This window comes from uncultured Sphingomonas sp. (genome assembly GCF_937871615.1).
GTDB lineage: Bacteria > Pseudomonadota > Alphaproteobacteria > Sphingomonadales > Sphingomonadaceae > Sphingomonas.
Map to the genome: position 1 here is coordinate 20825 of NZ_CALMPA010000070.1, position 12862 is coordinate 33686.

Annotated in this window: 14 protein-coding genes and 1 tRNA gene; 10 read left to right on the plus strand and 5 right to left on the minus strand. The window is 69.1% G+C overall.

Features of this window, described 5'->3' with window-relative positions; all coding sequences use genetic code 11:
• Window positions 1–22: 22 nt before the first annotated feature.
• The 10 genes from Q0316_RS18165 to Q0316_RS18210 all read left to right on the plus strand — a co-directional run bounded on the left by Q0316_RS18165 (window position 23) and on the right by Q0316_RS18210 (window position 10591).
• On the plus strand, window positions 23–1138 hold the full coding sequence (locus Q0316_RS18165) for a hypothetical protein (protein ID WP_298674993.1): 1116 nt from the start codon (window positions 23–25) through the stop codon (window positions 1136–1138).
• Window positions 1135–2532 carry a phosphotransferase gene (locus tag Q0316_RS18170; protein ID WP_298674996.1) on the plus strand — a complete coding sequence of 466 codons (1398 nt, stop codon included), beginning with the start codon at window positions 1135–1137 and terminating at the stop codon, window positions 2530–2532. Before Q0316_RS18165 ends, Q0316_RS18170 begins: the two co-directional genes overlap by 4 nt.
• Complete coding sequence (locus tag Q0316_RS18175) at window positions 2520–4811, plus strand: CoA transferase (RefSeq protein WP_298674999.1); 2292 nt, start codon at window positions 2520–2522, stop codon at window positions 4809–4811. Before Q0316_RS18170 ends, Q0316_RS18175 begins: the two co-directional genes overlap by 13 nt.
• Window positions 4812–4821: 10 nt before the next feature.
• On the plus strand, window positions 4822–5625 hold the full coding sequence (locus tag Q0316_RS18180; RefSeq protein ID WP_298675002.1) for a crotonase/enoyl-CoA hydratase family protein: 804 nt from the start codon (window positions 4822–4824) through the stop codon (window positions 5623–5625).
• A 7-nt stretch (window positions 5626–5632) separates the two neighbouring features.
• On the plus strand, window positions 5633–7132 hold the full coding sequence (locus tag Q0316_RS18185; RefSeq protein ID WP_298675333.1) for an acetyl-CoA acetyltransferase: 1500 nt from the start codon (window positions 5633–5635) through the stop codon (window positions 7130–7132).
• A gap of 103 nt (window positions 7133–7235) precedes the next feature.
• Complete coding sequence (gene rpiB, locus Q0316_RS18190; RefSeq protein WP_298675004.1) at window positions 7236–7706, plus strand: ribose 5-phosphate isomerase B; 471 nt, start codon at window positions 7236–7238, stop codon at window positions 7704–7706.
• On the plus strand, window positions 7703–9010 hold the full coding sequence (gene glyA, locus Q0316_RS18195; protein ID WP_298675007.1) for a serine hydroxymethyltransferase: 1308 nt from the start codon (window positions 7703–7705) through the stop codon (window positions 9008–9010). Before rpiB ends, glyA begins: the two co-directional genes overlap by 4 nt.
• 8 nt (window positions 9011–9018) lie before the next feature.
• Window positions 9019–9195 (plus strand): hypothetical protein, encoded by a 177-nt coding sequence (locus Q0316_RS18200; RefSeq protein WP_298675011.1) that lies wholly within the window; start codon window positions 9019–9021, stop codon window positions 9193–9195.
• A 209-nt stretch (window positions 9196–9404) separates the two neighbouring features.
• Window positions 9405–9866 (plus strand): transcriptional regulator NrdR, encoded by a 462-nt coding sequence (gene nrdR, locus Q0316_RS18205; protein WP_298675014.1) that lies wholly within the window; start codon window positions 9405–9407, stop codon window positions 9864–9866.
• Between the two features lie 2 nt (window positions 9867–9868).
• Window positions 9869–10591, plus strand: a complete 723-nt coding sequence (locus tag Q0316_RS18210) for an RNA methyltransferase (RefSeq protein WP_298675017.1) — start codon at window positions 9869–9871, stop codon at window positions 10589–10591.
• 205 nt (window positions 10592–10796) lie between these two features.
• On the opposite strand, the gene Q0316_RS18215 is transcribed toward Q0316_RS18210, so the two are convergent.
• The 5 genes from Q0316_RS18215 to infA all read right to left on the minus strand — a co-directional run bounded on the left by Q0316_RS18215 (window position 10797) and on the right by infA (window position 12833).
• Window positions 10797–10872 (minus strand) — tRNA-Phe (locus Q0316_RS18215).
• 29 nt (window positions 10873–10901) lie between these two features.
• Complete coding sequence (locus tag Q0316_RS18220; RefSeq protein WP_298675020.1) at window positions 10902–11078, minus strand: DNA gyrase inhibitor YacG; 177 nt, start codon at window positions 11076–11078, stop codon at window positions 10902–10904.
• Entirely contained in the window at window positions 11075–11992 is a 918-nt protein-coding gene (locus tag Q0316_RS18225) for a ribonuclease (RefSeq protein WP_298675023.1), read from the minus strand. The genes Q0316_RS18220 and Q0316_RS18225 overlap by 4 nt, the downstream gene beginning before the upstream one ends.
• Window positions 11985–12572 carry a nucleoside triphosphate pyrophosphatase gene (locus tag Q0316_RS18230; RefSeq protein WP_298675025.1) on the minus strand — a complete coding sequence of 196 codons (588 nt, stop codon included), beginning with the start codon at window positions 12570–12572 and terminating at the stop codon, window positions 11985–11987. Before Q0316_RS18230 ends, Q0316_RS18225 begins: the two co-directional genes overlap by 8 nt.
• Before the next feature lie 15 nt (window positions 12573–12587).
• Window positions 12588–12833, minus strand: coding sequence for a translation initiation factor IF-1 (gene infA / locus Q0316_RS18235; RefSeq protein ID WP_026325702.1), 246 nt, complete (start codon window positions 12831–12833; stop codon window positions 12588–12590).
• Between the last annotated feature and the right edge of the window lie 29 nt (window positions 12834–12862).

The window sequence follows — 12862 nt, forward strand, 5'->3', positions numbered from 1 at the left end:
CGACCCCCGAAGGAGAGCTGGCATGGTGCTGACCAAGGGCGACGACTATCCGATCCACCAGACGGCGGAGCCGATCGCCTATGCGGGAACCGATCGCAATTTCTACGATCGCTATTTCTTCAACGGCTATCCGCAAGGCACCGATGACGACGGTTTCTTCGCCGCCGCGCTGGGCGTTTATCCGCATCTGAACGTGATCGACGCGGCGTTCTGCGTGCTGATCGGCGGGCGGCAGGTCAATCTTCATGCCAGCCGTGGCCTCGGGATGGAGCGGATGGACACCCATGTCGGGCCGATCGCGATCGAGGTGGTGGAGCCGCTTCAGGTGCTGCGCCTCAAGGTCGACGCGCCGGACGAGAAGATCCGCGCCGACATCACCTTCACCGGCCGCTCCTTCCCGCTGGAGGAGCCGCGTTTCACGCGCCGCAACGGCCCGCGCGTGATGATGGACGTGACGCGGCTGACGCAGAACGGGCGCTATGCCGGCTGGATCGAGGTGGACGGAGAACGCATCGACGTGAACGGCTGGGTCGGCACGCGCGATCGCTCATGGGGTGTGCGACCGATCGGCGCGCCCGATGCGCAGCCCGCCAGTCCGCCGATCGCGCCGCAATTCTTCTGGCTGTGGAGCCCGTGCGTGATCGAGGGCGGTGATCTTTACTGCCACACCAACGACGACGCGCATGGCCGCTTCTGGAACCGGCGCGCGACATGGCGCCCCGAAGGCGGCGGCGCGGCGGACGAGCGCCATTATGAAGCGGCGGATTATGCGATCGCGTGGCGCAAGGGCACGCGCCACGCCGAGCGCGCATCCGTATCGCTGCACGATGCAGCCGGCGAGACGAAGGTGGCGTTCGATATCGGCGCGACCTTCCAGATGATCGGGCTGGGCTATGGCCACCCGAAATGGGCGCATGGCCGCAATCATGGCGAGGCGGTGACGGTGGAGCGCGAGGATTTCGTGCCCGCGGAACTTGATCCGATGATGCCGCACCATCTGCATATTCAGGCGCTGATCGGCGTGACGATGACCGCGCCCGATGGCTCGGTGCGCAGGGGCAGGGGCGTGCTGGAGCAATTGGTGATGGGGCCGCACCTCCCGTCCGGTTTCCGCAATGTGCTGGATCCGGCGCAATGATCGGCGCGGCGATCGAAGCCTATCTGACGCGCATCTGGAACACGCCGGTGGTGATCCGCGATCTGGCGCGCATCCCCGGTGGCGCGAGCCGCGAAACCTATCGCTTCGACGCGTTCGTCGACGGGGAGCGGCGGCGGCTGATCCTGCGGCGCGAACCGGAGGCCGGGCTGATCGACACCGAAAGCGAGACCGAGTTTCGCGCCTATCAGAGCGCGGCGGGCATCGTCCCCGTTCCCGGCGCTATCGTGCTGGAGCCGGGCGGGGCGGAGCTTGAGCGCCCGTTCTTCCTGATGGAGCGGATCGACGACGGGCTGGTCGCCAGCCCGTTCGATCGCGCGGGCTTTGGCGATCATGCGGAGGCGCTGGGCGAGCAATTCTTCGCAAGCCTTGGCCGGCTGGCCGCGCATGATCCGGCCGGTTCTCCGCTCGCTCGCCATGTCGAGACGCCCGCGCCCGATCAATGCTGGCGCATCGCGCTCGATTATTGGGAAAGCGTGATCGAGGCGGATGCCTTCGCGCCGCAGCCGATCGCGCGCGCCGCGATCCGGCGGCTGCGCGCCGATCCGCCGCCACCGGCGCAGCGCATCTCGATCGTTCATGGCGATTATCGTTCGGGCAACATGATGCACGACGGCGCGGGGCGGATGCTCGCGATGTTCGATTGGGAGATGGCGCACCTCGGCGATCCGTTGGAGGATCTCGGCTGGGCGCTCAATCCGATCTGGGATCATTTCCAGCCGGGCCGCGCGTGCGGCATGACGTCACGCGAACGCGCGCTGGCGATATGGCGCGAGGCGAGCGGGCTGGCGGTCGATCCGGCGGCGCTCGACTGGTGGCTGCTGTTCAACGCGGTGAAGGGCGCGGCGATCTGGATTTCCGCCTTCCGCGAATTCGTCGATGGCGGGCGCACCGATCCGATCCTCGGGCTGTCGGGCTGGTATGTCGGGCGGCGGCAGGATGCGGTGATCGCGGCGATGCTGGCGGGCCGCCCCACCGCGCCCGAGCCGCCGGGTGCGACGCAGAGCCAGCTCGGCCATATCCTGACCGGCGCCGGGATGATCGCAAGCGGCGCGGGGCAGGCCGCAGCCGCCGTCGACGCTTTCGGCGGCGCGATGCTCGCGGGCACCGGGCTGATGGCGCTGCTCGCCGCGCAGGAAGCGGAGAAGGCCGCGGCATGGCGCATCACCGATATCGCGGAGATGCGCGCGTTGCTCGGCGACACGTCGGCGGGCGGGGAGATGACTCTGCCGGCGCTCGACGCGCGTTGGGCGGGGCTGGCGCGTGCGCTGATCGCCGAACATGATCGTGTCGCGGCGGCGGGGGGCGATGAGCGCGCGTTCGTCGACTTCTATCTCGCGAGCGCGGCGCGGCGAGAACTGGCATGGCCGGCGTGAACACGGCGGACCTGCCGCTCGCCGGGGTGCGTGTGCTCGATGCGGTGCCCGGTGCATTGGGCGCGATCGCGCGCTTCCTTGGCGAGCTTGGCGCGGAGGTGATCCGGGTCGAGCCAAGCGGCGGCGGGGCGGATCGCGCCGCGGGTGATAAGGCGGCGGGGATCGGGCTGGGCTTCGTCGCGGCCAATCTCGGCAAGCGCGTCGCGGCGATTGATCTGCCGCATGATGCCGCGCGGTTCATGGAACTGGCGCGGACAGCGGATATCCTGCTTGAGGCGCGGCTGCCGGGGCTGGATCTGGGCGCGGTGCGCGCCGCCAATCCGGCGCTGGTCATCGTCTCGATCAGCGATTTCGGCGAATCCGGGCCGTGGCAGGGCTGGCGCGCGAGCGATGCGGTGCTCCATGCGCTAACCGGCGGCCTCTCGCGATCGGGGTTGCCGGGGCGGCCGCCGCTACTGCCGCCGGGCGAACTGACCTTGCAGACCGCCGCGCCCCAGATCGCCTGCCTCGCGCTCGCCGCGTTCATCGGACGATTGCGGACCGGGAAAGGCGACCGGCTCGACGTGGCGCTGCTGGAGGCCGCGATGCAGGCGCTCGATCCGGGATATGGGTTGTCGGGGAGTGCGCAATCGGGGGTGCCTTTGTGGAAAATGCCGCGGGGGCGGAGCGACGAACGGCATCGTTATCCGATCTTTCGTTGCGCCGATGGGTTCGTTCGCTTGTGCGTGCTCGCGCCACGGCAATGGCACGGCATGTTCAAATGGATGGGCGAGCCGGCCGACTTCGCCGGGCGGGAATGGGAGAAGCTGACGACGCGCTATCGCTCGGTGCCGCTGCGCGATGCCTTTACCCGCTTCCTCGCGCCGCAGACCCGCGCCGAGATCGAGGCCGGCGCGCAGGCGCATGGCGTGCCCGCCGCCGCGCTGCTCGATATAGGCGAGGCGATCGCGACGCCGCAGATGATCGCGCGCAACGCCTTCGCGCCGGTGGAGATCGCGCCGGGCGTGCGCCTGCCCTTCCCCAATGGCGCGGTGGAGATAGACGGCGCGCGTGCGGGCATCCGTGGCTCCGCCCCGGCGCCGGGCGGCGATGCGACCTTCACCGGCGCGCGCGCGGCGTTCGACGCAGCGCCCGCCGGTGCCAGCGCCACGGGTCCGCTTGACGGCATCAAGGTGCTCGACATGGGCGTGATCGTCGTCGGCGGGGAAACCGGGCGGCTGCTCGCCGATCTCGGCGCGGAGGTGGTCAAGGTGGAGAATGCCGCCTTCCCCGACGGGCAGCGCCAATCCCGCGACGATGCCGCCGTTTCGCTGACCTTCGCCGCCGGGCATCGCAACAAGCGCGGGCTGGCGATCGACCTGCGCTCGGCGCGCGGCAAGGCGCTGTTCCTCGATCTGGTGCGGCAGGCCGATGTGCTGTGCTCGAACTTCAAGCCCGGCACGCTCGCGGCACTCGGCTTCGACCGGGAGACATTGGAGCGCGCCAACCCGCGGCTGGTGATGATCGACAGCTCGGCATTCGGGCCGACGGGGCCGTGGTCCGGGCGGCTCGGCTATGGCCCGCTCGTGCGCGCATCGGCGGGGCTGGCGCGGCAATGGGTCTATCCCGGTGAGCCGGAGAGCTTTTCGGACGCGATCACCGTCTATCCCGATCATGTCGCGGCGCGGATCGGGGCGGGTGCGGCGCTTGCCCTGCTGATCCGGCGGATGCGCACCGGGCGCGGCGGCAGCGCCAGCATCGCCCAGGCGGAAGTGATGCTGGGGCACAAGGGCGCGGAGATCGCGGCGCTCGCAAGCGGCCCGGCGCTCACGCGCGGCGCGGCGGCGGAGAACTGGCTGCTCCCTTGCGCGGGGGACGACGAATGGTGCGTGGCGACGATCCGCGACGATGCCGATCGCGCCGCGTTAGCAAGGGTGACCGGCGGCGCCGATCGCGCGACGGCGGCGCGATGGGCGGCGACGCGCCCGCCCGACGAGGCGATGGCGTTGTTGCAGGCGGCGGGAATCGCGGCGGGCGCGATGGTGCGTGTCGCCGATCTGCCCGCCAGCCCGCAATATCAGGCGCTCGGCACGTTCCGCGAGGCGCGGCATCCGCTGATCGACGCCCCGTTCGTGGTGGAAGGCCGACCGACACGTTCGGCGCATCTGCCCGATCCCGATCAGCGCCCGGCCCCGCGCATCGGCGAGGACAGCGCGGCGGTGGTGGCCGACTGGCTGGGGCTGGACACGGCGGCGATCGCCGCGCTCATCACCGATACAATCATCGAACAGGCAGCTTGAAGGAGAAGATATGAGCGCTCTTGGGAATGACGCGGTAGCAGTCGAAACGCGCGGCAATGTGATGCTGGTCACGATCAACCGGCCGGAGGCGCGCAACGCGGTCAACGCGCAGGTGCACGAAGGCGTTGGCGATGCGCTGGCGGCGGCGGATCGCGATCCCGAAATCCGCTGCGTGATCGTCACCGGCGCCGGCGACAAATCCTTTTGCGCGGGGGCGGATTTGGTGGCGCTGTCGCGCGGCGAAAGCCTGGTGCCCGCCGACAAGGCCAAGCAATCATGGGGCTTTGGCGGGATCGTGAGCCATGCGATTTCCAAGCCGGTGATCGCCTGCGTCAATGGCACCGCGCTGGGCGGCGGGCTGGAGATCACGCTCGCCTGCGATCTGGCGGTGGCGGTGGACAGCGCGCAATTCGGGTTGCCCGAGCCGAAGCGCGGGCTGTTCGCGGCGGCGGGCGGCGTGTTTCGCCTGCCCGAACAACTGCCCAAGAAGATCGCGATGGAAATGATCCTGACCGGCGAGCCGATTTCCGCCCAGCGCGCGCTTGAGCTTGGCCTGGTCAACGCGATCGCCCCGCGCGAGGCGTTGCTCGATACCGCCTTTGCGCTGGCGGAGCGGATCGCGGTCAACGCGCCGCTTTCGGTGCAGGCATCGAAGCGGATGGCGCAGGGCATCGTCGAGGGCAAGGTGGCGCGCGAGGAGGGCGCCTGGGCGCAGAACCGCAAGGAGACGATGGTGGTGTTCACCAGCGAGGATTCGCGTGAGGGGCCAAAGGCGTTCGCCGAGAAGCGCGCGCCGGTGTGGAAGGCGCGCTGAGGTGGCGATGGATCCCGAGCGCGTCGCGGTGATCGTGGGCGTCGGGCAGGTCAACGACCGCCCGGCGGACCCGATGCAGGGGCTCGATTCGCTCGGCCTGATGGTCGCCGCGCTGGAGGCGGCGGATCGCGACGCGGGCGGGGGCTGGCTGGCGGATGTCGAATCGGTCGCGGTGGTGATGCAGATCAGCTTCGCCCGCGATAATCCACTGGCGCAAAAGGTCGCCGACCGGATCGGATCGCGCGCGGGCATCGTCTATGAATCGGCTGGCCCCAACGGCGACAGCCCGATCCTGTTGCTGAACGAGGCGGCGAACCGGATCGCGCGGGGCGAAATCAGGATCGCCGCGGTGACGGGCGGGGAGGCATTGCGCACCGCCAGTCAGCGCGCCGCGCTGGCGGCGAAGACGGCGGTGGCGGATCAGAACCCGATCCGCAATCTCGCCAAGGGCCGCGCGCCGGGATATCGCCAGCTCCACGGCCTGTCCGCGCCGGTCGACGTCTATCCGCTTTATGAAAATGCCGGTCGCGCGGCTTACGGGCAGACGCTGGCGCAGGGGCAGCACGAATCCGGGGAAATCTGGTCGCGCTTCAGCCAGATCGCGGCGGCCACCCCGGCGGCGTGGATTCACGCGCCGAAAACCCCGGACGAGGTGATCGAGCCGACCGCCGACAACCGGCGGATCGCCTTCCCCTACACCAAGCTGATGGTCGCCAATTCCAGCGTCAATCAGGGTGCGGGGTTTCTCGTCACCAGCCTTGCCGAGGCGCGGCGGCGCGGGGTGCCCGAGGCGCGGATCATCTATGTCGGGCGGGGTGCGGCGGCGCATGAGGCGGAGGATTTCATGGCGCGTGATCGCTATGACAAATCGCCGAGCATGGAAGTGTGCCTCAGGCGCACGCTGGAATGGAACGGGGTGGCGGGCGCCGATCTCGATCTCGCCGAGCTATATTCCTGTTTCCCGTGCGTACCCAAAATGGCGCGGCGCGTGATCGGCTGGCCGCTGGGCAGGCCCGCCACGGTGTTCGGCGGGCTGACCTTCGGCGGCGGCCCGATCGGCAATTATATGAGCCATGCGGTGGCGGCGATGGTCGATGCGCTGCGTGGGCGCGCGGGGGGCAAGGGCCTGCTGTTCGCCAATGGCGGCTATGCCACGCACAATCACGCGATCGTGCTCGGCACCGCGCCACTGCCCGGCGCGGGCGAGGCGCATGATTTCGATTGTCAGGCCGAAGCCGATGCGGCGCGCGGGCGCGTGCCCGAACTGATGAAGGACTATGCCGGGCCGGCGCAGATCGAGACCTATACCGTGTTCTATGCGCGCGACGGGCAGCCGAAATCGGGCGTCGTGGTGGCGCGGCTGCCCGATGGGAATCGCACGCTGGCGCATGTGCCGGGCGAAGATGCCGCGACGATCGCCTTCCTCACCGATGGCGCGATCGAGCCGGTCGGCGCGAGCGGCGCGGTGGTCGCCGGGGGCGAATTGATGGCGTGGCGGCGGGGGTGATCGGGCAGCGCGCGCGGTTTCCTTTCTTCAACGGTGGCAATCGCGCGGCGGCGCGGCTAAAGGCGCGGGCATTCGTCCATCGCCTTTGAAGGAAGCGCCCACGATGCGCATCGCCATCGCGTCCGATCACGCCGCCGTCGAGTTGAAGACCGCGCTCGCGGCGTGGCTGCGCGAGGGCGGGCACGACGTGCTCGATCTCGGCACCGATGGCGGCGCGAGCGTCGATTATCCCGATTATGGCTATGCCATCGGCGCCGCGCTGGCGGATGGGCGCGCGGATCGCGGCGTCGCGCTGTGCGGATCGGGCATCGGCATCGCGATCGCGGCGAACCGCAATCCGGCGTGCCGCTGCGCGCTCGTCAGCGAGCCGCTTTCCGCGAGCCTCGCGCGTACCCATAATGATGCCAATGCGATCGCGATGGGCGCGCGGCTGGTGGGGCCGGAAATGGCCAAGGCCTGCCTCGATGCGTTTCTCTCGACCGAATTCGCCGGTGGGCGCCACCAGCACCGCGTCGATATGCTTAGTGTTACTGGCGGTGCCGGTGCCGCCCCCAACCCGAAGGAGCCAGCATGAGCACGAACCCCGCCTCTCTCCACGACGTGCAGCCCGATGGCTTCTTCACCCGCAATCTTGCGGACGCTGATCCGGCGGTGTTCGCCGGCGTCACGCACGAACTCACCCGCGAGCAGACCCAGATCGAACTGATCGCCAGCGAGAATATCGTCTCGCGCGCGGTGCTGGAGGCGCAGGGCAGCGTCTTCACCAACAAATATGCCGAAGGCTATCCGGGCAAGCGTTATTATCAGGGCTGCCACCCGTCCGACGAGGTGGAGCAGCTCGCGATCGACCGCGCGAAGGAATTGTTCGGCTGCGCGTTCGCCAACGTCCAGCCGCATTCGGGCGCGCAGGCCAATGGCGCGGTGATGCTCGCGCTCGCCAAGCCCGGCGACACGATCATGGGCCTGTCGCTCGATGCGGGCGGCCACCTGACGCACGGCGCGCGCGCCGCGATGTCGGGCAAATGGTTCAACGCGGTGCATTACGGCGTCGATGCCAAAACGCATCTGATCGACTTCGACGAGGTTGCCGCCAAGGCGCGCGAGCACAAGCCCAAGCTCATCATCGCCGGCGGATCGGCCTATCCGCGCCAGATCGACTTCGCGAAATTCCGCGCGATCGCCGATGAGGTCGGCGCGTTCTTCATGGTCGATATGGCGCATTTCGCCGGGCTGGTGGCGGGCGGGGTTCACCCGAGCCCCTTCGCCCATGCGCATGTCGTCACCACCACCACCCACAAGACGTTGCGCGGCCCGCGTGGCGGCGCGGTGTTCACCAATGACGAGGGCATCGCGAAGAAGATCAATTCGGCGGTGTTCCCAGGGCTTCAGGGCGGCCCGCTGATGCATGTGATCGCGGCCAAGGCGGTGGCGTTCGGCGAGGCGCTGCGCCCCGAATTCCGCACCTATGCCGCCGCGATCATCGAGAATGCCAAGGTGCTGGCGGCGACGCTGGCGGAGCGCGGCGCCGCGGTGGTTTCCGGCGGCACCGACACGCATCTCGCGCTGATCGACCTCACCCCGCTCGGCGTGACCGGCAAGGATGCCGACGAGGCGCTGGAGCGCGCCGGCATCACCTGCAACAAGAACGGCATCCCCAACGATCCGCTGCCCCCGGTGAAGACCAGCGGCATCCGCGTCGGCTCCCCCGCGGGCACGACGCGCGGCTTCGGCACGGCGGAATTCCGCGAGATCGGCAACATGGTGGCCGACGTGCTCGATGGCCTCGCGAAGAACGGCGAAGCGGGCGATGCACAGGTGGAGGCGCATGTCAGGGAACGAGTTCGCGCGCTATGCGCTCGTTTCCCCATCTATCAGTGAGGGATGACATGTCGAAGATCGACGAAGTGCAGGCCAATGTGAAGAACACGCCGGGTCTGGGCAAGAAGATGGCGAAATACGGCGCGGTCGGCGCGGTGCTGGCGATCCCCCTGCCTTTCGTCGGCCCGGTGCTTGGCGCGATCGTCGGCGCGGGCGTCGCTTATGCGAGGCGCGACAAGAAATAGTTTCCGGATTCTGTCGTCGCTGAATCCGCAGCCGGTGCCGGCCTGCTTCCCTGCCCCGCCTCCCACGTCAGTATCTTGAATGGGAGGCGGGGTGGGGGAACGGGCCGGCGCCGCATCCAGCTCCTGCCTGACTTCCCATTCGGCGCAAGCTGTGGGAAAGCCGGCGGGAGAGCGGGCCGTTCCCGTTTCATCGTGAGGAATCAAGCCCGATGCGCTGCCCGTTCTGCGGCCATGACGCGAGCCAGGTGAAGGACAGCCGCCCCACCGATGACGGCGCGGCGATCCGCCGGCGGCGCCAGTGCGAGGGGTGCGCCGCGCGCTTCACCACGTTCGAACGCATCCAGTTGCGCGAGCTTGTCGTCATCAAGAGCCAGGATCGCCGCGAGCCGTTCGAGCGCGAGAAGCTGGTCCGCTCGATCGGCGTCGCCGCGCGCAAGCGCCCGGTGGATAGTGTCGCGATCGAGCGGCTCGTTTCGGGCATCCAGCGCCAGCTTGAAACCAGCGGCGACGGCGAAGTCACCTCGAAGCGGATCGGCGAAATGGTGATGGAGGGGCTGAAGGTGCTCGATTCGGTCGCCTATATCCGCTTCGCCTCGGTCTATCGCGATTTCAACGAAGCACGCGATTTCGAGGAGTTCGCCGGCAACGTCGAGGAAGCGGGGCGCGAGTGACCATGTCGCAGCCGCCGGTGATCGTTCTGGTTCGCCCGCAACTTGCCCAGAATATCGGCAAGGCGGCGCGCGCGATGCTCAATTTCGGGCTGGCCGAGATGCGGCTCGTCTCCCCGCGCGACGGCTGGCCCAATCCGCTGGCCGGTCCCGCCGCTTCGGGCGCGGATATCGTGCTGGAGCGCGCGCAATTGTTCGACAGCGTGGCCGATGCGGTGGCGGATTGCGCGCATGTCTATGCCACCACGGTGCGCAAGCGCGGCGTGACCAAGCCGGTGGTGACGCCCGAGATCGCCGCGCGGGAAATGCACGGCGCGCGCGAGCGTTCCGCCATCCTGTTCGGGCCGGAGCGTTCGGGCCTTGAAACCGATGACGTGGCGCTGGCGCGCAAGATTGTGACCGTGCCGATCAATCCCGAATTCGGCAGCCTCAACCTCGCGCAGGCGGTGATTCTCGTCGCCTATGAATGGTCGAAGGGAGAGGCGCTGGCGAGCCCGCCGACCACCGATCTGGCGCCGCCCGCGCCGCACGAGGAACTGGAAGGGATGATCGGCCAGCTCGATCGGATGCTGGAGGACGCGAATTTCTATTTCCCGCCCGATCGCACGCCTGCGACCCGGCGGACGCTGCGCACCCTGCTGACCAAGCCCGGCTGGTCGAGCCAGGAAGTGCGCACGCTGCGCGGCGTGCTGTCTGCGCTGGCGGGGGCGAAAGCGAAGCGCGGCTGAGCGCCTGGGGCCGGCGCGACATTCAGCCCATGCCGGCCTGCAAATGGCGGTTTCCCGCGCTTTGCCGGTGCTCACGTACCTTTGGTACGCTGCGCTTGCGGGTCATGAGAAACCACCATTTTCGGCTCGACCTGACCGGAATGCGTCAGCCCCAGGCGTGCAATTCGCTGCGCGCCGATGGGGAGGCATCATCCGGGAAAAGGGGTGGTGCCCAGGGACGGGATCGAACCGCCGACACTGCGATTTTCAGTCGCATGCTCTACCAACTGAGCTACCTGGGCATAACCGACGAACGCCGGAGCCGCGCTCTCTAGTCGGGGTCTTTGCCGCTGTCCAGCCCGTTCGGCGCGATCGTCGAACCGGGCAGGCGATATCCTTCACCCAGCCATTGCAGCAGATCGCGATCCTTGCAGCCACGGCTGCAAAACGGGGCATATCCGGGCGCGGTGGGGCGGCGGCAGATGGGGCAGGTGGCTTTCGTCATCATTGCAATATGGGGGTGCGCCCGGTGCGGCGCACCAGTTCGGCGAGCCAATCCGCGCGTGATTCGATTCGCGCGGTGACGGCGGGCGGGAGGCGGTGGCTGTTGGGCGCGCCGGGCGGCGTCCGCTCGATCTGGCGCAGCGCGGCGCGCGCGGCGCTGCCGATCGGATCGGCGCGGAGCAGTTCGGGGAGTGACGCGCGCGGGCGCGGGCGCACGATCTGCAGGAAGCCGAAGCCGTTCATCGCGGTGCGCTCGAACGGCTGGGGCAGCCCCGCGTCGATCGCGGCGGCGACCCGTTGGCGTGCCTCCTTGCCCTGGATGGTGGGGAAGTCGATGCCGATCGAGCCGCCCACCCCGTGGCGCACGATCGCCGACGCCACCGCAGCCGCCGCGCGTTCGGCGAGCGCGTCGAGCGGGCCATCGCCGTCAACGTCGAACAGGGTCATCGCCGGGGTTGGCGACATGCGCAGCGCGCCGCCGGGGAAGGCGATGTCGCCGGTCAGTGCCTCATCGAGCAGTTCGGACCAGCCCGCCGCCTCCAGCGCGTCCGGCTCGTGCGCGCGGAGCACCCGCACGGGGCCTTCGAGGGTGTCGCGCAGCGCGGGGGCTTCGCGCGGGGCGGCATCGGTGGCGATGACGCGGGGAGGCTTGAGGCGGCCCGTCTCGGGCAGCGCCTCACGCGTTACCTCGACATTCAGCCGCGCGCCGAGCGTCAGGCCGGGCGGCGTGCGCGTGAGCGTCGCGGTGGTGCCGTCGGGGAAGCGCACGAGGCCCGGCTCGAACAGTTGCGCGGTATAGACCGCGCCCAGCCGTGGGCCGGTATCGTCGCGCTCGATCCGGGCGCGCAGGATGCGATCATCCGCGATCAGCGCGGCGCGCGCCTCGCCAATGCCGTCTTCAAACAGCCATTCAGCCAAGGCGGATGCCCGCCGTGCGCAGCAGCGCGGCGGTTTCGTAAAGCGGCAGGCCGACGACGCCGGAATGCGAGCCGTCGAGGCGGCGCACCCAGGTTTCGGCATGGCCCTGGATGGCATAGCCGCCCGCCTTGCCCATCCCCTCGCCGCCGGCGACATAAGCGTCGATCTCGGCGGTGGAGAGCGGCTTGAACACCACCAACGTATCGGAAAGCTGCTCGCGCAGCCGGCCCGCGGCGTCGATCACCGCGACCGACGACAGGCAATGGTGGCGGCGCCCCGCCAGCAGCCCGAGCATCCAGCGCAGTTCGCCCGCATCGGCGGGCTTGCCGAGTATCCGCCGCCCGACCGCGATCGTCGTGTCGGCGGCGAGGATCACCTCGCCCGGCGTTCGCTCGACCGCATTGGCCTTGGCGGCGGCGACGCGGCGGACATAATCGCGCGGGCGCTCGCCCTTGAGCGGCGTCTCGTCGACATCGGGCGCGACGATGCGCGCCGGCACCACGCCGATGCGCGCCAGCAGATCGCGCCGCCGGGGCGACGCGGATGCGAGAACGAGGACCGGAGCCTGATCGGAGGGCATAGGCCCGTCCGCGCCTTATTGCGGGCCGGGGCCGCCGCGACCGGGCATGAAGCGATAGGTGATGCGCCCCTTGGTCAGGTCATAAGGGGTCAGCTCGACCAGCACTTCATCGCCCACCAGCACGCGGATGCGGTTCTTGCGCATCTTGCCGGCGGTGTGGCCGAGGATTTCGTGATCGTTCTCAAGCCGGACGCGGAACATCGCGTTGGGCAGCAGCTCGACCACCTGGCCGCGCATTTCGAGGAGTTCTTCTTTGGCCAAACAACTGTCTTTCGGGAATGGAGGGCGCG